Below are 23,688 nucleotides of genomic sequence, written 5' to 3'. Positions count from 1 at the left end.
AGCCGTGAGGGGCCACTTCATACAATGAGCAGTACAACCAACACCTCGCAGCACCACACGTCCACGATCGGCGCGATCGGCACCCCGAGCCGGCGCAACACCGAACTGGCACTCCTGGTGTTCGCCGTCGTCATCCCGGTCTTCGCCTACGTCAACGTGGGCCTGGCCATCGACGACAAGATCCCCTCGGGCCTGCTCAGCTACGGCCTCGGCCTCGGCCTGATCGCCGGCGTCGGCCACCTCGTCGTACGCAAGTTCGCCCCGTACGCCGACCCACTGCTGCTGCCCCTGGCCACGCTGCTCAACGGCGTCGGCCTGGTCGTCATCTGGCGGCTGGACCAGTCCAAGCGGCTGCAGCGGCTCAGCGTCTACGTCGAGGCGGCCCCCCGCCAACTGCTGTACTCCGCACTGGGCGTGGCCCTGTTCGTCGCCGTACTGGTGTTCCTCAAGGACCACCGCATCCTGCAGCGCTACACCTACATCTCCATGGCCGGCGCGCTCGTCCTGCTGGTCCTGCCGCTCGTCCCGGGCCTCGGCTTCGACAACTTCGGCGCCAAGATCTGGATCAAGATCCCCGGCCTAGGCAGCGTCCAGCCCGGCGAGTTCGCGAAGATCGCCCTCGCGATCTTCTTCGCCGGCTACCTGATGGTGAAGCGCGACGCGCTCGCCCTCGCCAGCCGCCGCTTCCTGGGCCTGTACCTGCCCCGCGGCCGCGACCTCGGACCGATCATCGTGGTCTGGATCATCTCGATCCTGATCCTGGTCTTCGAGACCGACCTCGGTACGTCGCTGCTGTTCTTCGGAATGTTCATCATCATGCTGTACGTCGCCACCGAGCGGACCAGCTGGATCGTCTTCGGTCTGCTGATGTCGGCGGCGGGCGCGGTCGGCGTCGCCAGCTTCGAGTCGCACGTCCAGCAGCGCGTCGAAGCCTGGCTCGACCCGCTCAACGAATACCTCCTCAGCCAGAAGGGCGTCGGGGGCCACACCGAGCAGTCCATGCAGGCCCTGTGGGCCTTCGGCTCCGGCGGCACCCTCGGCACCGGCCTCGGCCAGGGCAACTCCGACCTCATCGGCTTCGCCGCCAACTCCGACTTCATCCTCGCCACCTTCGGCGAGGAACTCGGCCTGGCCGGCATCATGGCGATCCTGCTCATCTACGGCCTGATCGTGGAACGCGGCGTCCGCACCGCCCTCGCCGCCCGCGACCCCTTCGGCAAGCTCCTCGCCATCGGCCTCTCCGGCGCCTTCGCCCTCCAGGTCTTCGTCGTCGCCGGCGGCGTCATGGGCCTGATCCCGCTGACCGGTATGACGATGCCCTTCCTCGCGTACGGCGGTTCGTCCGTCATCGCCAACTGGGCTCTCATCGGCATCCTGCTGAGAATCAGCGACACCGCGCGCCGTCCGGCGCCCGCCCCGGCCCCCAACCCCGACGCCGAGATGACCCAGGTGGTCCGACCGTGAACAAGCCCCTGCGCCGGATCGCTCTCTTCTGCGGGCTGCTCGTGCTCGCCCTGCTCATCCGCGACAACTGGATCCAGTACGTCCGGGCGGACGAGCTCAAGGACGACAAGTACAACCGCCGCGTCGCCATCGAGCGCTACGCCACACCCCGCGGCAACATCATCGTCGACGGCGAGTCGATCACCGGCTCCACCACGTCCGACAGCAGCGACTTCGAGTACAAGCGCTCCTACAAGGACGGCCCCATGTGGGCCCCCGTCACGGGCTACGCCTCCCAGGCGTTCGGCGCGACGCAGCTCGAATCCATCGACGACGGCATCCTCACCGGCAACGACGACCGGCTCTTCTTCCGCAACACCCTCGACATGATCACGGGCAAGAAGAAGCAGGGCGGCAACGTCGTCACCACCCTCAACGCCGCCGCCCAGAAGGCCGCGTACGACGGCCTCAAGGGCCGCGGCAAGGGCGCGGTGGCCGCGATCGACCCGTCCACCGGCGCGATCCTGGCCCTGGCCTCCTTCCCCTCGTACGACCCCTCGGTGTTCGCCGGGAACTCGAACAAGGACTCGGAGGCCTGGACCAAGCTCCAGAAGGCCCAGGACCCCGACGAGCCCATGCTCAACCGGGCCCTGCGCGACATCTATCCGCCCGGCTCCACCTTCAAGGTCGTGACGGCGGCGGCGGCCCTCGAGAACGGCCTCTACACGGACGCCGACGAGAAGACGGACTCGCCGCTCCCCTACAACCTGCCGACCACCACGACCCCGCTGAAGAACGAGGGGACCATCCCCTGCAAGAACGCGACCATGCGCGTCGCCCTCCAGTGGTCCTGCAACACCGTCTTCGGCAAGATCGGCGCCGACCTCGGCAAGGACAAGATGCTCGACGAAGCCAAGAAGTTCGGCTTCAACTCCGAGCAGTTCATCCCCGTCCGCGCCGCCGCCTCCAACTTCCCCGAGAAGATGGACCAGCCGCAGACCGCGCTCAGCTCCATCGGCCAGTTCGAGACCGCGACGACTCCGCTCCAGATGGCCATGGTCGCCTCCGCGATCGCCAACGACGGCAAGCTGATGAAGCCGTACATGGTCGACAAGCTCCAGGCCCCCAACCTCGACGTGCTCGAACAGACCGAGCCCGAGGAGATGAGCCAGCCGCTGAACTCCAAGAACGCCCAGATCCTCCAGTCGATGATGGAGACGGTCGTCAAGGACGGCACCGGCAAGAACGCGCAGATCAGCGGCGTGACCGTCGGCGGCAAGACCGGCACCGCCCAGCACGGCGTCGACAACAGCGAGAAGCCGTACGCCTGGTTCATCTCCTACGCCAAGCTCGCCGACGGCAGCTCACCGGTCGCCGTGGCAGTCGTGGTCCAGGACGAGGACGCCATCCGCGACAACATCTCGGGCGGCGGTCTGGCCGCGCCCATCGCCAAGAGCGTGATGGAGGCGGTCATCAACAGCAAGCAGTGAGCCCCGTCACGTCCCCTTCACATCGGTGCACGTTGCGATACCGGTCCGGTATCGGCTGACGGGCTTGGCCAGGTCACACAAATGAACCCGGGTACCGTAGGCCCGGACGGCACACCGCCGGACCACACACAGGTGCGGTCGGGACCGACGGAGAGGGCTGGTAGGAAGCATGGAAGAGCCGCGTCGCCTCGGCGGCCGGTACGAGCTGGGTCACGTGCTCGGCCGTGGTGGCATGGCAGAGGTATACCTCGCACATGACACCCGCCTGGGCCGCACCGTGGCAGTGAAGACGTTGCGCGCCGACCTCGCGCGCGACCCTTCCTTCCAGGCCCGGTTCCGCCGGGAGGCCCAGTCGGCCGCCTCGCTCAACCATCCCGCGATCGTCGCCGTGTACGACACCGGCGAGGACTACATCGACGGGACGTCCATCCCGTACATCGTCATGGAGTACGTGGACGGCTCCACCCTCCGCGAGCTCCTCCACTCGGGCCGCAAGCTGCTGCCCGAGCGGACGCTGGAGATGACCATCGGGATCCTCCAGGCGTTGGAGTACTCCCACAGAAGCGGCATCGTCCACCGCGACATCAAGCCGGCCAACGTGATGCTCACGCGCAACGGCCAGGTCAAGGTCATGGACTTCGGCATCGCCCGTGCGATGGGCGACTCCGGCATGACGATGACGCAGACGTCCGCGGTCATAGGAACAGCCCAGTACCTGTCGCCGGAACAGGCGAAGGGCGAGCAGGTCGACGCACGCTCGGACCTCTACTCGTCCGGCTGCCTGCTCTACGAACTCCTCACGGTCCGCCCGCCGTTCATCGGGGACTCCCCGGTCGCGGTCGCGTACCAGCACGTACGGGAGGAACCGCAGCCCCCGTCGGTGTTCGACCCCGAGATCACGCCCGAGATGGACGCCATCGTCCTGAAGGCCCTGGTCAAGGACCCGGACTACCGCTACCAGTCCGCCGACGAGATGCGCATGGACATCGAGGCCTGCCTCGACGGCCAGCCCGTCGCCGCCGCGCACGCCATGAGCTCGGCCGGCTACGGCGGCTACGGCTACCCCGACGACCAGGCCACGACCGCCCTGCGCTCCGACGCCGGCGCGACCACCATGCTCCCCCCGATGAGCCCGGACGACGGCGGCTTCGGCTACGACGACCGCTCCCGACGCCGCCAGCCGAAGAAGTCGAACACCTCGACGATCCTGCTGGCCGTGGCGGGTGTCCTCGTGCTGGTGGGCGCGATCCTGATCGGCAAGTGGGTGTTCGACGGGCAGGCTGTCAACGACAGCGCCTTCAAGAACCCCAACTTCGTCAGCCAGTCCAAGGCTGACGCGCAGCAGGCAGCCGTGAACGTCGAGCTGAAACTGACGTTCACCGAGAAGCCCTGCGAGAACGAGCCCAAGGGCAACATCTGCGAGCAGAACCCGAAGGCCGGGGTCGACGTCAAGAAGGGCGACACCATCGCGCTGGTGGTGTCGACCGGGGCGCCGAAGGTGGTCGTACCGAATGTGATCAACCTCAGCCTCGAAGAGGCGCAGGCGAAGCTCACGGGTGACGGCTACCAGTTCACGGTCAAGACCAAGACACGTGAATCCTCGGAGGAACCGAACAGCGTTCTGGACCAGGATCCGGCTTCTGGCCAGGAGGTGGAGAAGGGATCGACGATCACCCTCACCATCGCCAAGGAGGAGGAGAAGTCGACGGTCCCGGACGTCACCGGTCAGGACTGTGACACCGCCAAGCAGCAGATGGAGGACAACGACCTCGTCGGCGAGTGCACGGAGGTCCCGACCGAGGACGACAACCAGGACGGCAAGGTCATCGCGACCTCACCGCAGGCCAACACGCAGGCCGACCCGGGGTCCAAGGTGACCATCCAGATCGGCAAGAAGTCCGAGGAGAAGACCCAGGTCCCGAACGTCGTCGGACAGACCGTGGGACAGGCGAAGCAGACCCTCCAGGCGGCCGGCTTCACCAACATCCAGTTCACCCAGGGCAGCGACCAGAGCGACACCGCCTTCGTCACCGCCCAGGATCCGGTCAAGGACACCGAGGTCGACGACCCCGGCAACACCCAGATCACACTCCAGAGCATCAGCTTCGGAAACAACAACGGCGGAAACAACGGCGACAACGACAACGGCGGCATCTTCGGCTGACCCCGCTTGTCACCTGAGTGAGCCCCGGCATCTGAGAAGGATGCCGGGGCTCACTCATATCCGTGTACGAGATCCGACCAGAACTCCGAATGCCCGAACTCGTTGGACATGTGAGGAAAATCCGACGAGCTGAGGAGACACGGACCGTGATCAACGAAACGGCACTGCTGGAGTCGAAGGCGCTCCGCGCCAGCGCGCTGGACCGGACGGACGTGCTCGACAGGGTGAAGGCACTGTCGCTGCTGCCGGACGGGACGCATGTGACGACGGCGATGGTGGCGACGTACTTCCAGGTCGGCATCAAGGCCATCCGCTCCCTGGTGGTCGACCACGGCGCCGAACCGCAATCCAACGGCTACCGAGTTTTGGCAGGTTCAGAACTAAGCTCCTTCAAGGAGCTTAGTGGGGTCAAATCCCACACACGCCACCTCGCCCTCTTCTCCCGCCGAACGGTTCTGAACGTCGCCATGCTGCTCCGTGACAGCGAAGTCGCACGTCAGGTGCGTGTGTACCTGCTCGACATGGAGTACCTGGTACGCGCGCAGCCTGTGGAAAACCCGGTCAGGACAGACACCTCCTCCCTCGACGACCACATCGATCAACGGATCACCCACATCCTCGGCAAGACCGTCGTCCCCATGTTCAACGCCCTGATCGAAACGTCGGGCGAGCACCGCAAGGAGCTGATCGCCCTGCGGACCGGAGTCCAGCGAGTCGAACAGCGGCTCCGGCAGCACCACGCACGGCTACAGAGGCTCGAAAGCCCGTACGGGGGCCGTCCCCGCCCCGGAGTCATGGCCGCCATGGACGCCATGAACGGCCGCACGTTCGAACACCACATCGCCAAGCTGCTGCGCCGCGACGGCTGTACGAACGTCGTCGTCCAGAGCGGTCACGGAGACCGGGGCGTCGACATCATCGCGCTCACAGCCGACGGACGACGCCTCGTCGTCCAGTGCAAGAGGTTCGCGCCCTACCTCAGCATCACCAGCCCCGACGTCCAGAAGTTCGTCGGCTCGGCCAAGGTGCTGTACAGCGCGGAAGTCGCGCTCTACGTGGCAACGTGCCCCTTCACTCCAGAAGCGCTGAGCATCGCGTCCGAGGCCGGGATCACCGCCGTACATCGCGGGGTACTGGAGGAGTGGGGCGCCGGGGAACCCCTGAAAGTGCTGGAGTAGCCACGGCATGACGCGAAGGGGCCCGAAGCCGCAAAGGCAAGTTGCGGCTTCGGGCCTCGGTCATGCTAACGACAGACCTTCTGCAAGGGAGTCTGTCAACGCAGTTCCTCCGGAACCGTCCGCTTCGAGTCCACCTTCTCCACCCGCACCAGTTCCCCCCACACGATGTACCGGTACTCCGACGTGAACACCGGCGTGCAGGTCGTCAGCGTGATGTAGCGGCCGGGTTTCCGCTTCCCGGACTCCTTCGGGATCGCGGAGAGGACCTGGACGTTGTACTTCGAGGTTTCCGGGAGGGTGTCGTACACCTTGTAGACGTACCAGTCGTTCTTCGTCTCGAAGACGATCGGGTCGCCCTTCTTCAGCTTGTCGATGTTGTGGAACTTGGCGCCGTGGCCGTCCCGGTGGGCCGCCAGGGTGAAGTTGCCCTGCTTCGACTGCGGGAGCGCCGACTTGATCGGGTCCACGTAGTAGCCGGCCACGCCGTCGTTGAGGACCTTCGACGACGTGCCCTTCTTGACCAGGACCTCGCCGTTCTTCATCGCCGGGACGTGCAGGAAGCCGATGCCGTCCTTGGTGTCCAGCGCGCCGGGCCCCGTGTTCGCGTCCGCCCAGTGGTCGCGTACCTCGTCGCCCTGCTTGTCCGCCTCGCGGTCCGCGACGACGTTCGTCCACCAGAGCGAGTACGCGACGAACAGGCCGAGCACCAGGCCCACCGTGATGAGGAGTTCACCGAGAAGGCTCACCGCGGTGGCAAGTCTGCCGACCGGCCTCCGGGGGCGGGCCTGCGACGGGGGAACCGGGGCGTCGGCGGTCTGCTCGTCGTGGTCCGTCGTCGCTGCCACTCTTCATCTGCCCTCACTGCTACTGCACGAGCCCGCCGCCGTCACCGCCGCCGCAACAACTACTGCAGCAACGCATCCGGCTTGCCCTTGCTGCGCGGCCGTTCCTCGACCATCTTGCCCCACACGATCATCCGGTACTTGCTGGTGAACTCCGGCGTGCATGTCGTGAGCGTGATGTAGCGGCCCGGCTTGGTGAATCCCGAGCCGTTCGGAATCGGGTTCAGCACGCTCGTGTTGCTCGGCGACGTGACCGGAAGGATCGCTTCCATCTTGTAGACGTAGTACTTGTCCTGCGTCTCCACGACGATCGCGTCGCCCTTCTTCAGCCGGTTGATGTACCGGAACGGCTCGCCGTGCGTGTTGCGGTGGCCCGCGAGCCCGAAGTTGCCGGTCGCCGCGGACGGCATCGCCGTGGTGAGGCCGCCCTCCGCGTAGTGGCCGACCATGCCCCGGTCCAGCACCTTCTTCTTGCTGGTGCCCTCCGCGATCGGCACCACCACGTCCAGCTTGGGGATGTCCAGGATGGCGAAGCCCTGCCCGGGCTCGAACACCCCCGGCGCGCGCTTCCCGCTCGCCCAGTCGTCCTGGAGGCTGGTCGTCTCGCTCCCGGCCTGCGCGTGCGCCCGTACGTTCGTCCACCACAGCTGGTAGGTCACGAACAGCAGCATCAGTACGCCGGTGGTGATGAACACCTCACCGATCGCCCGGCTCGCCATCACCGCCATTCCCGGCTTCTGCGCGCGCGCCGCCTGCCGTGCCGCGACCCGGGAGAGGGGCGCTCCGTCCGCCGCCGTCTCGGCGGCCACAGCCTCCGAGGCCGCCTGCGGGCCCCCAGGGTGCCCGTGGCGGCCCTTGGCGGCCTTCCGGCGCGCTGCGCGCCCAACGGCCACAGAAGGGCCCTCAGAGGCGCCTGTGGCCCCTGCGGCGGCCGGAGCCCCGGATGTCGACGCGTGGCCGTCGCCTATTCGCGGACCCTCGGCCCGCAGACCGGCAGGCAGGTCCGCCAGGCGCAGCGCCACCGTCTCCTCGTCGATGGGAGGGAGGACCACGGTCGGGGGCGCTGGACGCGTCACCCGAGGGGCCGCGGGAGGGGGCGTGGACGAGGCAGCCGGGGGTGGCACGGGAGAGGCCGCGGGAGGAGGCGCGTACGGCACCTGCTCCTCGTACACCCCCACCTGCCAGTCCTGGGCGTATCCCCGCGTCCCGTACCCCGACTCGGGTCCGGGATCCCGGTGCTCCGCCGCCCCGCGCTCGGCCGAGGCGTCGTAGGGCCGCGCATGACTGCTCCGCCTCCGCCGACCCCGCGCGGGGGGCGGTGGCGCAGGCGGATCGTTCCGCTGGCCCGGCAACGGGTCGCTCAGCGGGTCCGCCAAGCCGTCCACCGCCGCCTCGAACGCGCCCGGCGCCTCGTACGGCTGCTGCTGCCCGTACGAGGTTCCCTGGTCGCCGGTTTCTCCGCCGAAGGCGGCGCCGGACTCGCGCTCGGGGCGCACGGCGGTCACGCCGAGGCCCTGCCCACCACCGGGGCGAGCCCCACAGACCTCGCCACAGCGCCCCGGTCACCGCACTCCGTCAACCAGTTCGCCAGCATCAGGTGACCGTGCTCCGTCAGCACCGACTCGGGGTGGAACTGCACCCCCTCGACCGGGAGCTCGCGGTGCCTGAGGCCCATGACGATGCCGTCGTGCGTACGGGCGGTCACTTCGAGCTCGGCCGGGACCGTGTCCGGCTCCGCCGCCAGGGAGTGGTAGCGGGTCGCCGTGAAGGGGCTCGGCAGGCCCGCGAAGACGCCCCTGCCCTCGTGTTCCACGAGGGACGTCTTGCCGTGCAGCAGCTCGGGCGCCCGGTCCACCACACCGCCGTACGCCACCTGCATCGACTGCATGCCCAGGCAGACACCGAAAACCGGCACCCCGGTGGCCGCGCAGTGGCGGACCATCTCGATGCAGACGCCGGCCTCCTCGGGCGTACCCGGGCCCGGCGAGAGCAGCACACCGTCGAAGCCGTCCTGCGCGTGCGCCGTCGACACCTCGTCGTTGCGCAGCACCTCGCACTCGGCGCCCAGCTGGTACAGGTACTGGACCAGGTTGAAGACGAAGCTGTCGTAGTTGTCGACGACGAGAATCCGTGCGCTCACTGGTCGTTCACCGTCACATCGTTGAAGGGGAGGAGAGGTTCGGCCCAGGGGAAGACGTACTGGAAGAGGACGTAGACAACCGCCAGCGCCAGTACGAGGGAAAGCAACGCCTTCACCCACGCGTTCCCTGGCAGATGCCGCCAGATCCAGCCGTACATGCCGTCCCTTCCGTCGCCCACGGCACCCGACTCGCGGCACCGGACTCACGCCGTACCTCACCAGATTAACGGCGCAGCGCCGCAGGTTTCCCGGCCTCCACAGGCTGTGTGGAATCCAGGTGCGCCCAGACGATCAGCCGATGACTGTGTCCCCACTCCGGATCGCACGTGGTCAGCGTGAGATAACGACCCGAACGCGTGTACCCGCTCTTACGTGGCACAGGATCGATCACCTCAATGTCCGTGGGTACGGTTTTGTAGGGGCCTTTGTCGATCCGATACGTGAACCACGTCGTACCGTCCGTCAGCACCACCGCGTCCCCCCGGCGCAGCCTCGGGAAGTCCTTGAACGGATCGCCGTACGTGCGCCGGTGACCGGCGACCGAGAAGTTGCCCTCCTGGCCGAGCCGCGCGGTGGTGGCGTAGTGGCCGAGGCCCTTCTTCAGGGTGTTCGTCCTCGTGTCCTCGAGCACGGGCTTGTTCCACGTGAAACCGAGCCGCGGGATGTACATGATCGCGAAGGGCTTGCCCGGCGTGTAGGGCACTGGGGACTTCGGGCCGGCCGTCGGGCCCGTGGTGCTCGCCGGGGTGGCCGACGGCGCCGGTGACGCCTGCGGCGCCGTGCCCTGCGACCACTGTTCCTGCAACTGGTGGATCTGGTCGTCCATGACGGTGTCGGCCTTCACGCCCGTCCAGAACAGCACGTACACGACGAAGAGCACGATCAACGTGCCCACCGTGACGCACAGTTCGCTGACCGTCCTGATGATCACGCGCCCCGACACAGGCCCCCCAGCGGTGAGCTAACGGCTGCTTCAGCTGCTGTTCCAGCTACTCCACAGGCTTCGCGTAGTGCAGGTCCACTGTGCCCGAGTAGCCGGGCAGAGTCACCGTCCCGTCCTCGTCGACCTGCCAGCCGAGCCCGTAGACGTTGACGTACACCATGTAGTTCTGGATCGCCTTGGACGCCGTGAGCGCGCTCCTCAGCTTCTCCGGGTCACCGATCGCCGTGATCTTGTACGGGGGTGAGTAGACGCGCCCCTGGAGGATCAGGGTGTTGCCCACGCAGCGGACCGCGCTGGTGGAGATCAGGCGCTGGTCCATGACCTTGATGCCCTTGGCCCCGCCCTGCCACAGGGCGTTCACCACGGCCTGCAGGTCCTGCTGGTGGATGACCAGATAGTCGGGCTGCGGCTCGGGATAGCCGGGGAGCTTCGCGGTGGCGTTCGGCGGAGCGTCATTGAGGGTGACGGTGAGCGCCTCGCCCTTGACCTTCTGGGTGCCCGCCGCCTTCTCCAGCGCCGCCAGTTTGGCGTCCTCCGCCTCGGTACTGCCGTCGTCTCGCTCGGCGAGCGCCTCGACGTCGTCACGCAGGGCCGCGAGCGATTCGTCGAGCCGGCCGTTCTTGTGGCTGCGGTCCTGGATGAGGTCCGAGAGCTTCAGCAGGGAGGCGTCCGTGCGGATGTTCGTGCCCTTGGCGGTGTCGAAGCTCGTGAAGAAAATCAGCCCCGCGAGGGCGAAGACCCCCACGGTGAGCACCCGCACCGGGCGGAATCGGCGGTTACGGGCGGGACTGGGCTCCGTCCCGGGAGAGTCGGCAGAATTGCTCAACGTACCCTTATCTCCTTCGGCGCCGCGGAAGCACTACGCTAACGGACGCCCGGGGGAGCACTAAGTGTCCCCTTGTACGCTGCCCCGGAGCCCGACCCAGTTCCCTGCGCGGCCACGCAGCGCATCGACAGGAGAGACCCTCGTGCCGAAGTCACGTATCCGCAAGAAGGCCGACTACACGCCGCCGCCCGCGAAGCAGGCGACGGCCATCAAACTGAACAGCCACGGCTGGGTCGCACCGGTCATGCTGGCCATGTTCCTCATCGGCCTGGCCTGGATCGTTCTGTTCTACGTGACCGACGGCACGCTGCCGATCGACTCACTGGACAACTGGAACATCGTGGTGGGCTTCGGCTTCATCGCCGCCGGATTCGGTGTCTCCACGCAGTGGAAGTAGGGCTCTCAGGGCTCTGCCCAGGGCTTTCCACTGAGTTATCCACAGCTGCGATTGATTTTCCACACCCCGCCTGGGGAAAAGACGACGATCTGTGGATAACTCATCGAGTGTTGACGCCGGTACGACTGCCACACCGGTAATCGCAAGCTTGTTCGCCCCCTGTCTGACCTGGGAAAACTCCGGTCGGTGACAGGGGGCACAGCTGTTCCCGCACACTGTGCACAGGTAGCGCCACGGACTGTGGACAACAGGCACTCAGTGACAGGCGGGATGGGCCGGAGAGGGCCGCGGGGGGGGCGGAGCGGGCTGTAACCGGGCTGGACGAGGCGGAACGGCCTGCTAGATGAGCTGGCCCGTGCGGATCAGGGTCATGACGACCACCGCGACCAGGACCACCCCACAGACGCCGTACTGGACCAGGGACCGGCGCTCACGCGGGGCGTGGACCATGGCGTAGCCGATGACGACGCCGGCGACCAGGCCGCCGATGTGTGCCTGCCAGGCGATGTTGCTCGCCCCGAAGGTGAAGATGAGGTTGATCACCAGCAGGGCGAGGATCGGCCGCATGTCGTAGTTGAGGCGGCGCATCAGGACGGCGGTCGCGCCGAAGAGGCCGAAGATGGCGCCGGAGGCTCCGAGCGACGGCTGGTTCGGGGCGGCGATCAGATATGTCAGAGCACTGCCCGCGAGGCCTGAGACCAGATACAGCGCGAGGTAGCGGGCGCGGCCGAGGGCGGCTTCCAGAGGGCCGCCGATCCACCACAGGCTGAGCATGTTGAAGATGATGTGCATGGGGTTGCCGTCGGCGTGCAGGAACATCGACGTCAGGAGCCGGTACCACTGTCCCTCCGCGACGCCCTCCATCGAGCCGAGGCCCGGGAAGTAGGCGCTGCCGACGAGTTCGAAGCGGGCCGTGAAGTCGTCGCCGATAGACAGCTGGAGCATGAAGACGGCGACGTTGAGGCCGATCAGGATCTTGGTGAGGAGCCTGGGGTCGGCCGTGACGGTGCCGCCTGCGAGGGTGCGGGGGGTGGAGGCGCTCGCCGCGTGTCCGGTGCCGGAGCCGTTGCGCACACATTCCGGGCACTGGAAGCCGACGGAGGCGCTGACCATGCACTCGGGGCAGATCGGGCGTTCGCAGCGGGTGCAGCGGATGCCCGTGTCGCGGTCCGGGTGGCGGTAGCAGGTGGGCAGACTCTGGGCGTCCTGCGGGCCCTGTGGGCTGCCTGGCGCCTGATCCATGGGGTCCCCTAAGTCCGTCAAATCCGTCGTCGTGTGCAATGCAACGCACCGCCCCGCACATCCTTACGGATGGGCGGGGCGTTTGGTTCCCTGTGGAAGGGCTCCCGGGGCTCAGCTCTCGCGGGTCTCGACGACGACCGACTCGATGACGACGTCGTTGACCGGGCGGTCGGTGCGCGGGTTGGTCGACGCGGTCGCGATGGCGTCCACGATCTTCTGGCTGGCCGCGTCGGTGACCTCACCGAAGATGCTGTGCTTGCGGGTCAGCCAGTCCGTCGGGGAGACGGTGATGAAGAACTGCGAGCCGTTGGTGCCCGGTCCGGCGTTGGCCATGGCGAGCAGGTACGGCCTGTCGAAGCGGAGGTCCGGGTGGAACTCGTCCTCGAACTGGTAGCCGGGACCGCCGGTGCCGTTGCCGAGCGGGTCACCGCCCTGAATCATGAAGCCGCTGATCACCCGGTGGAAGACCGTGCCGTCGTAGAGCTTGTCCTTGGACTTCTGACCCGTCGTCGGGTTGGTCCACTCACGCTCGCCGGTGGCGAGCTCGACGAAGTTCCGGACCGTTTTGGGCGCGTGGTTCGGCAGAAGCCGGACTTCGATGTCGCCGTGATTGGTCTTCAGGGTGGCGTAAAGCTGCTCAGCCACGATCTGCCTTCCGTCGTCCGCTTGTGACTCCCAGATCCTCGCACGGTCCACACCGCGCGTCGCCCGGCGCCCTCCTTCGAGGGAGAGTCCAGAATTTCCGCTTGCGCTCCGCCGCTTCGGAGAAAACCGGCCGAGTAGGCACGGGACGGGGGCACGGCGCTGCGATCCGTGGCATTGTCGACGACAAGCTCCCGATGCCCTGTATTCATCGCTAATGCATGTGATCGTCATCCGCTGTCACAAGCGATCGGTCCGGTGCCGGCAGTCCCTTGCGATCGGCCGTCCCTGACCCGGATGCCCGCCCTCACATGCCTCACGGCGTATTGCCGGGCATGATCCGTAAAAGGGTGGAGAGTCGATAACCGTACGCCACCGACGAGGAGGATCCCGTGACCCGCATTGACAGCGTGCGCGCCGCTACCAGCTCGGCGAAGGACAGCGTCCTGCACGCCGCGGACGTGGTGGCGCCCTACGCCGACACAGCCAAGGACAGGGCCACGCAGTACGCACACGAGGCACGCGTACGGCTTGCGCCCAAGGTGTCCCAGGCTGCGGAACAGGCCCGTGTCCAGTACGGCGCGCATCTCGCGCCGCGGCTGGAGCAGGCCCGTACGCATGTGCCGCCGAAGGTCGACCATGCCGCCCATGAAGCAGCCGTCCGTACCGCCAGGGCCGCCCGCCAGGCCGCCGACTACACCGGGCCGCGCGTGGAGCGCGCGGTCGCGGCGGCCGGACCCGTACGAGATGAGGCCGCAGCGCGCGGTGCCGCGGCGTTGGCCGCGCTGCGCGGTCAGGTCACACCGAAGGAGATCAGGAAGCTGGCCCGCAAGCACCAGCGTCGGGCCCGGGCCGGTCGGCTCGCCAAGGGGCTGGCCGTGGCGGGCATTTTGGCCGGCGGTGCCTTTGCCGCGTGGAAGTGGTGGGACAAGCAGGCCAACCCCGACTGGCTGGTCGAGCCGCCCGCCGCGACCGAGGTTCCGGAGACCGGGCGTCTGACGTCCGTGGACGGCACCGGTCAGTCGGTCCTGGATCCCGAGGTCCAGGCGAAGGAGGCCGAGTCGGAGGCGGCGGAGGGCGACGAGAACCACCGCTGACGGTTCCTGTGTGGTGTCGTTCGTGAGGTCGCTGTGGGCGGGGGGCTTTCAGGCTCCCCGCCCACGGCGATGTTTCACGTGAAACGTGACGGGACGGTGTTTCACGTGAAACACCGTCGGCCGAAACGGCGTCGGCAGGGATCTACCCGCGAGGTGCCCTCGTCAGGAAACGGCCAGTCGCATGTTCGTCCTCAGGCCGCCGATGCCCTTCAGGGCCGGAGCCCGGCGGAGGTCGCGGCGGACGGGCTTGTCCCGGCCGGCGGCGAAGACGAACAGGCGCAGGACCAGGAAGCGGCCTGTACCGGCGATACCGGAGGCGCCGAGGTAGACGATCTGCTCGGTCAGCATGCTCGGCGAGGACTGGGCCAGGTGCAGGGCGAACATCGCGACGCAGGTGACGATGTAGGCGGCGGTGGCCGAGCCCGCCGACTGCCAGTGCTGGCGCCATCCGGCCCGTCGGCCGGCCCCGAAGGTGAAGCGGGCGTGGAGTTCGGTGCACAGGATGGTCGAGGCGACCGTGATCAGCGCGTTCGCCAGTGTCCAGGGCATCGTCGCGGCGAGCAGTGCCACGGCGCCGCTGGAGAGGAGTCCGACGCCACCGCCGCACAGGACGAACCGCGCGAAGGAGGCGAGCGGCCCGGGAGTGGCGGCGCCGGTCGTCCTCGTGGCCCCGGGCGCTTCCGTGCACAGCGTCGCGCCGGTCGGCCCGGGCTTCGGCGGGAGCAGCGTCTTCACGGCGGTTTCCTTACGGGCGGCGGGCTGTGAACCTCTGTGGATCACGGGGATCAACCGGGTTCAACGATGCCGTCGCGCGCTTGTGGAAACGATGATGTGTACTCCCGAACCGGGGGTGTAGCCAGCCCCACCCTCGGGGTGCGGGTGGCGCTACTCCGGGCGTCCCAGGACTCGGTGCACCGGACCACCGCTTCGTTATGAAACGGCAAATACCCAGCTCACGCGCTCCCTTCGCATACTCCGCCGACAGTCCGCGGGGTTATTGTCGCGAGACCGTTCAACAACGTCGGGGGACAGCATCGTGAGCAGTTGTGCCGATGAACAGGCGATGGGTAGGACACGGTCCATACACGCGGACGAGGGCACGAACTCATTAGCGGCACTGACCGGACAGGACAGGACCTGTGTCGAGGTGTACCGGCTCGTGATCATGCGACCGCACTGGGGTGTCGCGGAGATCGCCCAGGAACTCGGTGTCGGAGCGGCCGAGGTCCGTACGGCCCTGGGGAAACTGGCTGATCTCTCGATGCTCGGGCCGGCCGACGAGACGGACGACGTGGTTGCGGTTCATCCCGAGGTCGGTCTCGCCTCCTACATCCACCGGCGGGAAGTGGAGATCCGCGCCCAGCAGATGGAACTGGCATCCATGCGTGCCGTCACCTCGGATCTGGCCGCCGTCTTCGCGGCTCAGCGGACACGACACGAAAACGCGGGCCTGGAGCGCCTGGAGGGCGTCAGCAGCGTACGGAATCGGTTGTCCGAGCTGTCCCGGCAGGCGACGTCCGAACTGCTCGCCTTCATGCCGGGCGGATCTCCTGGCCGGGAGGCGCTGGAAGCCAGTCGTCCGCTCGACGAGAAGAGCCTGGCCTCGGGTGTGACGCTGCGGACGGTCTACCTGGACGGCGTGCGCGACGACCGGGCGACGACGGAGTACGCGCGCCGGCTCTCGGAGCTCGGTGGGGAGATCCGGACCGCCCCGTCACTGCCTCTTCGCATGCTGATCGCCGACCGGTCGGCCGCGCTGCTGCCCATCGACCCGGAGGACACCAGGGCCGGCGCCGTCGTCGTCCACGCGCCGGGTGTGCTCAGCGCGTTGGTGTCGCTGTTCGACATGGTGTGGGACCGCGCGTCGCCGCTGGGTGTGCGGCGGGCGAACGCGGCGGAGGACCCCACCCCGCAGGAAGTCACCCTGCTGAAGCTGCTCGCCCAGGGGCAGACGGACGACGTCGCCTCGCGCAAGCTGGGCCTGTCACTGCGCACGACGCGGCGGCTGATGGCAGGCATCACCGCCAAGCTGGGGGCGCGCAGCCGATTCGAGACCGCGGTCCTCGCCACCCGCGCGGGCTGGCTGTAACTCCCGGCGTTCCGGCCCTGCCTGCCTTGCCGGGTGACCCGGGCAGGGCAGGCCATCGGCCCGGCCCGGGTGGCCTCGGGCCGCCGAGAACCCGGCCCGCGCTGTCCCGCACTGTTCGGACATTTCCTGAGCCGCTCAACCCCGCCTGTCCTCCAGCCGATCCGGTCGTCGGCAGCCGGGCGGGTCCGGCCCCTCGCCGCCATCGACTGGTCCGGCTCGGTTCCACGAACGCGTGGCCGACGCGATCCAGCGGCGCGGCACGTCGTCGACTCGCACGCCCAGCGTGTGGGCGCGGACAGGAAAAAATGCCCTCTGGACTGCGTTTCCGCAGTCCAGAGGGCATTTCGGGTGTGGAGCCTAGGGGAGTCGAACCCCTGACATCTGCCATGCAAAGACAGCGCTCTACCAACTGAGCTAAGGCCCCGAATGGAAGGCGTCCGCCCAGAACAACCAGCTACTGGTGGGCGCCGACGACCAGAGTACCGGGTCACCCCCGGTATCTCGCAAAAGGATTGGGGGTCCCCGTGGACGACCACTCTCCGTAAGATGCTCGACGTGGTTCGCTACAGCGAACCGCGGTATTTGGGGAAGCGATGGGGAGACGCAATGGATGCCGCACAGCAGGAAGCCACCGCAAGAGCGCGGGAGCTTCAGCGGAACTGGTACGGGGAGCCGCTGGGGGCGCTCTTCCGTAAGCTCATCGACGATCTTGGACTCAACCAGGCTCGTCTCGCGGGGGTACTGGGGCTGTCCGCGCCGATGCTGTCACAGCTCATGAGCGGCCAGCGGGCCAAGATCGGCAATCCGGCAGTGGTGCAGCGCGTGCAGTTGCTGCAGGATCTGGCCGGTCAGGTCGCGGACGGCAGCGTCAGCGCGGCCGAGGCGACCGAGCGGATGGACGAGATCAAGAAGTCCCAGGGGGGATCGGTGCTCAGCAACACCACGCAGTCGACGTCGAGTTCGGGGGCGCCCACGGTGAAGCGGGTGGTCCGCGAGATCCAGTCGCTGCTGCGCTCGGTGTCCGCGGCCGGCGACATCATCGACGCGGCGGAGACCCTCGCCCCGACCCACCCGGAACTGGCAGAGTTCCTCCGGGTGTACGGCGCGGGCCGCACCTCCGACGCCGTGACGCACTACCAGTCCCACCAGAGCTGAGCCGTCGGCCCGGCCGCCGACCGGGGGTTCGGCGGCCGGGCCACGGCACAGGGGGGCAGGGGGGAGGGTGGCGGGCGTACGGGACCAGGCCGGGACAGGTGAAAGGACGGGGGCCCACGACATGAACCGGGGAGCGGCGACGGGCAGTTGGGGAAACAGGTACGGAGACAGGTTCTGGGTGGGCAGGGTGACAGCGGGCTCCGGAGTGGGGTAGGAGGAGCCGTACCATTCACCGGTCCGGAACCGACCGAGCGGTGATCCGAAGGGGGATCGACGCAGAGCCATGGGTGAGGTCTTCGCCGGCCGGTACGAACTGGCCGATCCGATCGGGCGTGGGGGAGTCGGCGCCGTCTGGCGCGCCTGGGACCACCGCCGACGCCGGTATGTGGCCGCCAAGGTCCTGCAGCAGAGCGACGCCCACTCACTGCTGCGCTTCGTCCGCGAACAGGCCCTGCGGATCGACCACCCGCATGTCCTCGCCCCGGCCAGCTGGGCCGCCGACGACGACAAGGTCCTGTTCACCATGGACCTGGTCGCCGGAGGCTCGCTCGTCCATCTGATCGCCGACTACGGCCCGCTGCCGCCGGCGTTCGTATGCACCCTGGTCGACCAGCTCCTCTCCGGCCTCGCCGCCGTGCACGCGGAGGGCGTCGTGCACCGCGACATCAAGCCCGCCAACGTGCTGCTCGAAGCGACCGGTACGGGCCGGCCTCGGCTGCGGCTGTCCGACTTCGGCATCGCGATGCGGCTGGGCGAGCCACGGCTGACGGAGACCGACTACGTGGTGGGCACGCCCGGCTACTTCGCCCCCGAGCAAATGCTGGGCGCGGACCCGGACTTCCCCTCCGACCTGTTCGCCGTGGGCCTCGTCGCGCTCTATCTCCTGGAGGGCGCCAAGCCGGACTCCAAGGCCCTCATCGAGTACTTCGCGGCGCACGGCACGCCCAGCGCCCCCAAGGGCATACCCGAGCCGCTCTGGCAGGTCGTGGCGACGCTGCTGCAACCGGACCCGCAGGCGCGGTTCCGCACCGCCACGGGCGCGCGCAAGGCCCTCGCCCAGGCCGCCGAACTCCTGCCCGAGCCCGGCCCCGACGACGAGCTGATCGAGATCTTCGACCAACTCGGCCCGCTCCCCAAGGGCTTCGCCCCGACCGGCCCCCTCAAACCGTCCCCCGGTGTGACCACGAACGGCGGCGCGCGCACCGGCACAGCGACGGGCAGGTCCGACACCGGCGCCGGACGCGGCGAGCCGGACAGCATGCCCACCGGCATGGACACCGGCCCGGGAGCAGCCCGCCGATACGACCCGTACCGCGAACCCAACCCGGACGGCACGCCCACCGGCCCGGCGACCGGCGGCACGCACACAGGGCCCGGGCACAAGCCGATGCCGGGTCCGACACCCGGTCAGGCGCCGGATCCCGGGCCGGCACCGGGAGCCGTCCCCCCGCCCTCCGGACCAGGCACGGGTGCCCTGCCCGCCAGGCCGGTCAAGGACCCCACGCCCGCAAGCGCCGGGTCCGGAGCCGGGCAGGCCTGGCCGTCATCGGGCGCCGCCCCGAACTGGCCAGGTGCCGGCTCCGTACCGGGTCCGCCCCCGCGGCCGGACAGCGCCGGTGCCGCCGAACAGGGCCCGCAGGCTTCACCGACTCCGCCGACGTACCCCGCTCACCCTGCGCACCCGGCTCACCTCGCTCAGCGGAACGGCGTCCCGCCCCAGCCGGACGCCGCGCCTCCACGCCCGTCTCACCCCCCTCTCCCCCCGGCGGTGGTCCCGCCCCAGCCGTCCAGCATGTCGGACACGGGGAGCTTCCACCTGCCCCCTCCCCAGGTCACCGTCGCCTCCGGCACATCACTGCACGAGCACTCCCGGCACCGGCCGGCGCAGCCCTCCACTCCCCCCACGGCTGTCCCGCTCGCGGCGCCGGGAGCGGTCCACGCGCCCCCGCCCTTCGAGGTCCCGTCCTTCGGTGCCGCACCCTTCGAGCCCGCGCATCCGGCCTCCCCCCACCAGCCCACGCCCGGGACAGCAGTGCAGGCCCCGACCGCGACCGCGACTCCCACTCCGACACTGCGGCAGGACGCGTACGCCTCGTCCTCGTCGTACGCCGACCGGTCCCCGCAGGCCACGTTCGCCCCGCAGGCGGTTCCGCAGCACCGCGGCCGACGCCGTCAGCGTCGCCCCGGTCCGCCCGCGAAGGTGGCGATACCGGTTCTGTTCCTCGCCCTGGCCTGCTACGCCGTGGGTTTCTGGGCCCTGTTCCGCATCTGAGCTAAGTGCGGCCGGCCCGCCGCCGGGCGACCAGCGTCCACAGTGCGAGCACCAGCACCAGCACGCTCCCCGCCCCGATGCCGCTCACCGCGACGACCTGCATGGCGGCGTCACCGCCCCCGCCGCTCCCGTCCGCCCCGTCGTCGGCCCCCATACCCCCCGCCACCACACCCGACGTCCAGCCTCCGGCCACCTCCCGGTCCTGCTCGGTGACCGCGAACGCGTCCCGGGGCACGGACTGCCCCAGGTACTCGGGTGCGTCCTGCGCCGTACCGCTCACCTGCACCCGCAGCGTCAGCCCGTACGGCCCCGCGCCGAATCGTTCCGTCACCTGCTCTGCGAGATGGACGACGAGGTAGTACGAGCCGGCGAACCGCATCCCGCTCGTCCGGTCGCCGACGCCGTAGCGGTTGGCGTAGGCGACGGGTGGCAGCGGATCGAGGGCGACAGAGATCTGGCGGCCGTCGTAGAGGAAGCCCTCGTCGTCGACGTACCCGCGCGCGGGGTTGTAGAGGGACATGACGAGCGCGCTGCTGACGCTCTGGCCGCCGCCGCTGGAAACACCGCTGGAACTGCCCAGTTCGGCAACCACGTGGAGTTGCTGCCCCCAGTCGACGGGCACCCGGTAGAACCGTGTCCGGCCGGGCGTGATGTCGTCCTGCCAGACACCCTGCCCCACCGCGGTGGCGGCGGCGAAGCCAGCGCCGCCCTCGCGGTGGACGGCGTCACCGGTGAGCGGGTCGGGAGAAGCGGAGTTCCAGGACTCGGGGGTCTCGGGCGCGGTCGTCGCGACCTTGTTCACGAGGCCCGGCTCCGACACGTAGGCCAGCTCCAGGTCCCAGTCGTCCGACGACGAGCCCGCCGAGTCGATGCGGTCCACGACCACGTAGTACGTACCGGCTTCCTGACACGCCGTCGTCTCGCCGTCGGTCGCGCGCGACGCCCAGGCGGCGACCGGATGCGGGCTGCGGGAGGCCCCGAAGCGTGTGCTGTCGTAGGAGCAGGAACGGGCGTCCGCGTCCTGCACGGCCACCCTGACACCGTCGGAGGAGGAGACCGCCGTGCCCTGCCGGGGAACGGCGGTGGCGGAGACGTACGCGTTCGACGTGGCGTCGAGCGCGAGGCGGAAGTAGATCCTGCCGTTGACCGGGAGGGTGCTCCGGTAGGTCCCGCCGGGCTCCAGCCGCACGGCGTCCGTGGTGCTGGCGGCCCCCTCGACGGCCTGGGCGCCCTCGGCGAAGGCGTACGTGTCCGCATCCGGCGCGGCGACCGCCGCGGAGCCGGCCCCCGGGCCCGCGCCCATTGCCGCCACAGCACACAGCACCGCCGCCACGACCGCGCCCCGTACCGTGCGCCGCCCCATCACGCGCCACCCCTCGTCAACGCCTCGCCATGCCCCGCCGTGCCCGAACCGTCCAACGTCCGCGCGACATCCGGGCACGGTCTCTGCCCGGACCGTCGCCCATCCTGCCCCGCCGGGAGTCCCGGCACGCCCGCAATTCGTACGAGCGCCCGAAACAAGCCTCTCCAAGGCACTCAATTTGCCCAAGCGATCACTTTGTTCACGACAGCGAACCATGCTTCGCGTCCCCCGACAGCACAAAACCCCGACCGCGTCGGCGGCCGGGGTCTGTTCACAGACTGATGTCGATACTCAGGAACCCGTGGGCACGGAGTCGGTCGCCTCCGTCCACAGATCCTGCTCGGCGCGATCCGCCTGGATCTGGCGGTACACGAGGAGCCCGCCGATGGCGGCCAGTGCGACCAGGAGAAGCTTCTTCACCGTGCGACCTCGTCTTTCCTTGACGTAGGGGACCTCTGGCGCCCGACTATACCCTCCGACCGAGACCGATCGGTGACCTGCTCCGGCCCCCAACTCCCGCCCGGCGCACAGCAGTAGAAGCGGACGACACCGCTCCGATCGGAGGGTGATCACATCTCCACGTACCGTGACTATTCGCCCCGTTGCACCCGAATTCCTCCATGCCTTCACGCCTATCAACCACTTTGCGACCATTCGAGTGGTGTTCATCTGAAGATCGACGCGCCACGGGCGTCGGTCCACCACTTCGCGGTCGCCATACACATCATGAGGAAAGTACGCAAATCGCCCAACCTGAAAGTGAGGGGCAATGGCCCAGAACAAGGTCATGAAGCTGTGGACCGTCGTCGTCACCGCCTTCCTGGCGCTGTGCACGACGCTCGGCCTGATCACGACGACCGCCACCGCGGCGGTAGCCGAGAGCCACCCGACGCGCAAGTGCACCGCGACCGCAGCACTGCCCGCGCCGGCCGACGGGGCCTGGTCCTACGCCCGGTCCCTGCCCCCCACGATGAAGCAGCGCATCCGAGCCGAGGCCCACGGCTCCTCCCCGAGTTGCCGTCACCGCTCACCCGCGGACACGGACGCCGAGACGGAAGCCGGCCCGCAGACCGACACGGACGCCGAGACGGCCCCACAGCCGCCGTCCTGACCCCGCCCGCGGGGCACCAGGCACCATGACCCTGACCCTCGTGTGATCCCCCTCCCCATGTAGCGGCGAACTTGCGTACAAAGCCACACGGAGAAGCACCAGGACAGACGAAAGACCCCCAACCATCACTGGCTGGGGGTCTTTTCGCTGTGGGGCTAACAGGATTTGAACCTGTGGCCTCATCCTTATCAGGGATGCGCTCTAACCAACTGAGCTATAGCCCCGCCGCGCTCTGCGGTGTATGTCCCGCGCGCTGACCTCTGAAGATTAGCGCACGACGCGGCCAGTCCCAAAATCGATAGCCGGGCGACGGGCGGGCGACGTTCGAGAACATCCCTCACCCGCGCCCCACCTGCGCTTCACCGGTGGACTCACCGGTTCACGCGGCAGTTCACGCCGCAGTTCACTCGTCCTCGGCGAGCGTCAGCTCGATGCCGCCGACGAAGCCCGCGGAGAGGTTGTAGATGAACGCGCCGAGCGTCGCCAGCGCCGTCGCGAGGACGACGTCGATGACCGCGATGACCGACGTGAACAGCACGACGTTCCGGAGCGAAAGGAACGACTGGAGGTCGAAGCCGTTCGACTCGTTGGAACCCGTGGCCTCGGAGATCGTGCCGCCGACGGTCGAGAAGACGCCCATCGCGTCCATGACCATCCACAGGACCACCGCCGCCACGATCGTGCAGATGCCCAGCGCGATCGACAGCAGGAAGCTGACCTTCATCACCGACCACGGGTCGGCCTTGGACACGCGCAGCCGCGCCTTGCGCGTACGGGGCAGGGTGCTCGCCCCCGTACGCGGGCGCCGTACGGCCCCCGCAGGAGTGGCCTGAACCTGCGCCGGTGCCTGGACCGGGGCCGCGGGGACGGCCGCAGCGGCCGACGGGTAGGCCTGCGGCGGGTGGTAGGGCCCAGCGGACTGCTGCGGCTGCCGCTCACCGGGCAACGGCGACTGCGGCGGCGCGGCGGGCTCCACCACCGGCATGGCACCCGGGGCGGCCTGGCCCCCGCCGGCCCCGTACTGCTGGGTCTGCGGACTTCTGGCGTCCGTCACGGTTCCCCCCTGGGATCCTTGGGATCCACGTGTGTCGGGCGAGCGCTTGCCGCTCGTGCGCGGCTTGATGGCCTGCAGGTTGGTCGTGTGCGGATCTGTCGCACTGTGCGCGTCCCTCGCACCCTGCTGCCCATCGGTCGCACGCGCGGCGGAGCCACGACCGCCGCCGTCTTTGTCCGTACCGGTCGAGGGACCGGACGAACTGCCGGACGAACCGGCGCCCGTGGCTCCGCTCACGTT

General features: G+C 68.7%; 22 protein-coding genes and 2 tRNA genes. 10 read left to right on the top strand and 14 right to left on the bottom strand.

All coding sequences use genetic code 11. The features are described from left to right. Positions 1-24: 24 nt before the first annotated feature. The 4 genes from OG595_RS21100 to OG595_RS21085 all read left to right on the top strand — a co-directional run bounded on the left by OG595_RS21100 (position 25) and on the right by OG595_RS21085 (position 6,275). Positions 25-1,464, top strand: a complete 1,440-nt coding sequence (locus OG595_RS21100; protein ID WP_329274088.1) for an FtsW/RodA/SpoVE family cell cycle protein — start codon at positions 25-27, stop codon at positions 1,462-1,464. Further along, a complete protein-coding gene (locus OG595_RS21095; protein ID WP_329274085.1) occupies positions 1,461-2,933 on the top strand; it encodes a peptidoglycan D,D-transpeptidase FtsI family protein in 1,473 nt (490 codons plus the stop codon). Before OG595_RS21100 ends, OG595_RS21095 begins: the two co-directional genes overlap by 4 nt. Positions 2,934-3,102: 169 nt before the next feature. Beyond that, positions 3,103-5,097 (top strand): Stk1 family PASTA domain-containing Ser/Thr kinase, encoded by a 1,995-nt coding sequence (gene pknB / locus OG595_RS21090; protein ID WP_329274083.1) that lies wholly within the window; start codon positions 3,103-3,105, stop codon positions 5,095-5,097. 146 nt (positions 5,098-5,243) lie between these two features. Then, positions 5,244-6,275, top strand: a complete 1,032-nt coding sequence (locus OG595_RS21085; protein WP_329274081.1) for a restriction endonuclease — start codon at positions 5,244-5,246, stop codon at positions 6,273-6,275. A 95-nt stretch (positions 6,276-6,370) separates the two neighbouring features. Here the strand turns inward: OG595_RS21085 and OG595_RS21080 are convergent, their stop codons facing one another. From OG595_RS21080 to OG595_RS21055, 6 genes are read right to left on the bottom strand one after another with little or no spacing between them, the layout of a single operon-like run. Continuing rightward, positions 6,371-7,120, bottom strand: a complete 750-nt coding sequence (locus OG595_RS21080) for a class E sortase (protein WP_329274078.1) — start codon at positions 7,118-7,120, stop codon at positions 6,371-6,373. Between the two features lie 59 nt (positions 7,121-7,179). Beyond that, the gene (locus OG595_RS21075; RefSeq protein ID WP_329274076.1) at positions 7,180-8,622 is read right to left on the bottom strand and encodes a class E sortase; all 1,443 of its coding nucleotides are present in this window, start codon (positions 8,620-8,622) and stop codon (positions 7,180-7,182) included. Next, a complete protein-coding gene (locus OG595_RS21070) occupies positions 8,619-9,257 on the bottom strand; it encodes an aminodeoxychorismate/anthranilate synthase component II (protein WP_329274073.1) in 639 nt (212 codons plus the stop codon). The genes OG595_RS21075 and OG595_RS21070 overlap by 4 nt, the downstream gene beginning before the upstream one ends. Continuing rightward, a complete protein-coding gene (locus OG595_RS21065; RefSeq protein ID WP_198539328.1) occupies positions 9,254-9,436 on the bottom strand; it encodes a hypothetical protein in 183 nt (60 codons plus the stop codon). The genes OG595_RS21070 and OG595_RS21065 overlap by 4 nt, the downstream gene beginning before the upstream one ends. A gap of 44 nt (positions 9,437-9,480) precedes the next feature. Then, positions 9,481-10,200: a class E sortase gene (locus OG595_RS21060; protein WP_329274071.1), complete on the bottom strand. Its 720-nt coding sequence runs from the start codon at positions 10,198-10,200 to the stop codon at positions 9,481-9,483. A gap of 46 nt (positions 10,201-10,246) precedes the next feature. Next, on the bottom strand, positions 10,247-11,026 hold the full coding sequence (locus tag OG595_RS21055; RefSeq protein WP_329274068.1) for a DUF881 domain-containing protein: 780 nt from the start codon (positions 11,024-11,026) through the stop codon (positions 10,247-10,249). A 142-nt stretch (positions 11,027-11,168) separates the two neighbouring features. Here OG595_RS21055 and crgA point away from each other — a divergent pair, with 142 nt between their 5' ends. Then, entirely contained in the window at positions 11,169-11,423 is a 255-nt protein-coding gene (gene crgA, locus OG595_RS21050; RefSeq protein ID WP_318319019.1) for a cell division protein CrgA, read from the top strand. A gap of 339 nt (positions 11,424-11,762) precedes the next feature. On the opposite strand, the gene OG595_RS21045 is transcribed toward crgA, so the two are convergent. Further along, positions 11,763-12,665, bottom strand: a complete 903-nt coding sequence (locus OG595_RS21045) for a rhomboid family intramembrane serine protease (RefSeq protein WP_329274065.1) — start codon at positions 12,663-12,665, stop codon at positions 11,763-11,765. A gap of 111 nt (positions 12,666-12,776) precedes the next feature. Then, on the bottom strand, positions 12,777-13,310 hold the full coding sequence (locus OG595_RS21040) for a peptidylprolyl isomerase (RefSeq protein ID WP_329274064.1): 534 nt from the start codon (positions 13,308-13,310) through the stop codon (positions 12,777-12,779). Positions 13,311-13,699: 389 nt separating this feature from the next. Between OG595_RS21040 and OG595_RS21035 the strand changes: the two genes are divergently transcribed. Further along, positions 13,700-14,404: a DUF5324 family protein gene (locus OG595_RS21035; protein ID WP_329274061.1), complete on the top strand. Its 705-nt coding sequence runs from the start codon at positions 13,700-13,702 to the stop codon at positions 14,402-14,404. Positions 14,405-14,566: 162 nt separating this feature from the next. Here the strand turns inward: OG595_RS21035 and OG595_RS21030 are convergent, their stop codons facing one another. Next, positions 14,567-15,094 carry a GtrA family protein gene (locus OG595_RS21030; protein WP_329283079.1) on the bottom strand — a complete coding sequence of 176 codons (528 nt, stop codon included), beginning with the start codon at positions 15,092-15,094 and terminating at the stop codon, positions 14,567-14,569. A 475-nt stretch (positions 15,095-15,569) separates the two neighbouring features. Between OG595_RS21030 and OG595_RS21025 the strand changes: the two genes are divergently transcribed. Beyond that, positions 15,570-16,493, top strand: coding sequence for a helix-turn-helix transcriptional regulator (locus tag OG595_RS21025; protein WP_329283078.1), 924 nt, complete (start codon positions 15,570-15,572; stop codon positions 16,491-16,493). A gap of 351 nt (positions 16,494-16,844) precedes the next feature. On the opposite strand, the gene OG595_RS21020 is transcribed toward OG595_RS21025, so the two are convergent. Next, a tRNA-Ala gene (locus OG595_RS21020) sits at positions 16,845-16,917 on the bottom strand. A gap of 182 nt (positions 16,918-17,099) precedes the next feature. Between OG595_RS21020 and OG595_RS21015 the strand changes: the two genes are divergently transcribed. Together OG595_RS21015 and OG595_RS21010 are read left to right on the top strand one after the other, a co-directional pair. Further along, entirely contained in the window at positions 17,100-17,648 is a 549-nt protein-coding gene (locus OG595_RS21015; RefSeq protein WP_329274058.1) for a helix-turn-helix domain-containing protein, read from the top strand. Between the two features lie 283 nt (positions 17,649-17,931). Then, the gene (locus tag OG595_RS21010; protein WP_329274055.1) at positions 17,932-19,920 is read left to right on the top strand and encodes a serine/threonine-protein kinase; all 1,989 of its coding nucleotides are present in this window, start codon (positions 17,932-17,934) and stop codon (positions 19,918-19,920) included. 1 nt (position 19,921) lies between these two features. Here OG595_RS21010 and OG595_RS21005 read toward each other — a convergent pair whose 3' ends face one another. Then, positions 19,922-21,283, bottom strand: a complete 1,362-nt coding sequence (locus tag OG595_RS21005; RefSeq protein WP_329274054.1) for a hypothetical protein — start codon at positions 21,281-21,283, stop codon at positions 19,922-19,924. Positions 21,284-21,574: 291 nt separating this feature from the next. Further along, positions 21,575-21,703, bottom strand: coding sequence for a DLW-39 family protein (locus OG595_RS21000; RefSeq protein ID WP_003999697.1), 129 nt, complete (start codon positions 21,701-21,703; stop codon positions 21,575-21,577). Positions 21,704-22,052: 349 nt separating this feature from the next. On the opposite strand from OG595_RS21000, the gene OG595_RS20995 reads away from it, so the two are divergent. Then, complete coding sequence (locus tag OG595_RS20995; protein WP_329274052.1) at positions 22,053-22,394, top strand: DUF6344 domain-containing protein; 342 nt, start codon at positions 22,053-22,055, stop codon at positions 22,392-22,394. Between the two features lie 150 nt (positions 22,395-22,544). Here the strand turns inward: OG595_RS20995 and OG595_RS20990 are convergent. Then, positions 22,545-22,618: transfer RNA gene (locus OG595_RS20990), tRNA-Ile, on the bottom strand. 179 nt (positions 22,619-22,797) lie between these two features. Next, positions 22,798-23,685: a DUF3566 domain-containing protein gene (locus OG595_RS20985; protein WP_329274049.1), complete on the bottom strand. Its 888-nt coding sequence runs from the start codon at positions 23,683-23,685 to the stop codon at positions 22,798-22,800. Positions 23,686-23,688: the final 3 nt, after the last annotated feature.

This window comes from Streptomyces sp. NBC_01451 (genome assembly GCF_036227485.1).
In the GTDB taxonomy this organism is placed as follows: domain Bacteria; phylum Actinomycetota; class Actinomycetes; order Streptomycetales; family Streptomycetaceae; genus Streptomyces.
The sequence above is the reverse complement of the archived record's forward strand: the minus strand, read 5'-3'. Positions and strand labels throughout refer to the sequence as shown.

What these genes read in the sequence shown, in the direction of transcription:
- OG595_RS20995 (WP_329274052.1), top strand. Translation starts at nt 22,053, where the DNA reads ATGGCCCAGAACAAGGTCATGAAGCTGTGGACCGTCGTCGTCACCGCC.
- OG595_RS21005 (WP_329274054.1), bottom strand. Translation starts at nt 21,283, where the DNA reads ATGGGGCGGCGCACGGTACGGGGCGCGGTCGTGGCGGCGGTGCTGTGT.
- OG595_RS21045 (WP_329274065.1), bottom strand. Translation starts at nt 12,665, where the DNA reads ATGGATCAGGCGCCAGGCAGCCCACAGGGCCCGCAGGACGCCCAGAGT.
- OG595_RS21015 (WP_329274058.1), top strand. Translation starts at nt 17,100, where the DNA reads ATGGATGCCGCACAGCAGGAAGCCACCGCAAGAGCGCGGGAGCTTCAG.
- pknB (WP_329274083.1), top strand. Translation starts at nt 3,103, where the DNA reads ATGGAAGAGCCGCGTCGCCTCGGCGGCCGGTACGAGCTGGGTCACGTG.
- OG595_RS21100 (WP_329274088.1), top strand. Translation starts at nt 25, where the DNA reads ATGAGCAGTACAACCAACACCTCGCAGCACCACACGTCCACGATCGGC.
- OG595_RS21025 (WP_329283078.1), top strand. Translation starts at nt 15,570, where the DNA reads ATGCGACCGCACTGGGGTGTCGCGGAGATCGCCCAGGAACTCGGTGTC.
- OG595_RS21010 (WP_329274055.1), top strand. Translation starts at nt 17,932, where the DNA reads ATGGGTGAGGTCTTCGCCGGCCGGTACGAACTGGCCGATCCGATCGGG.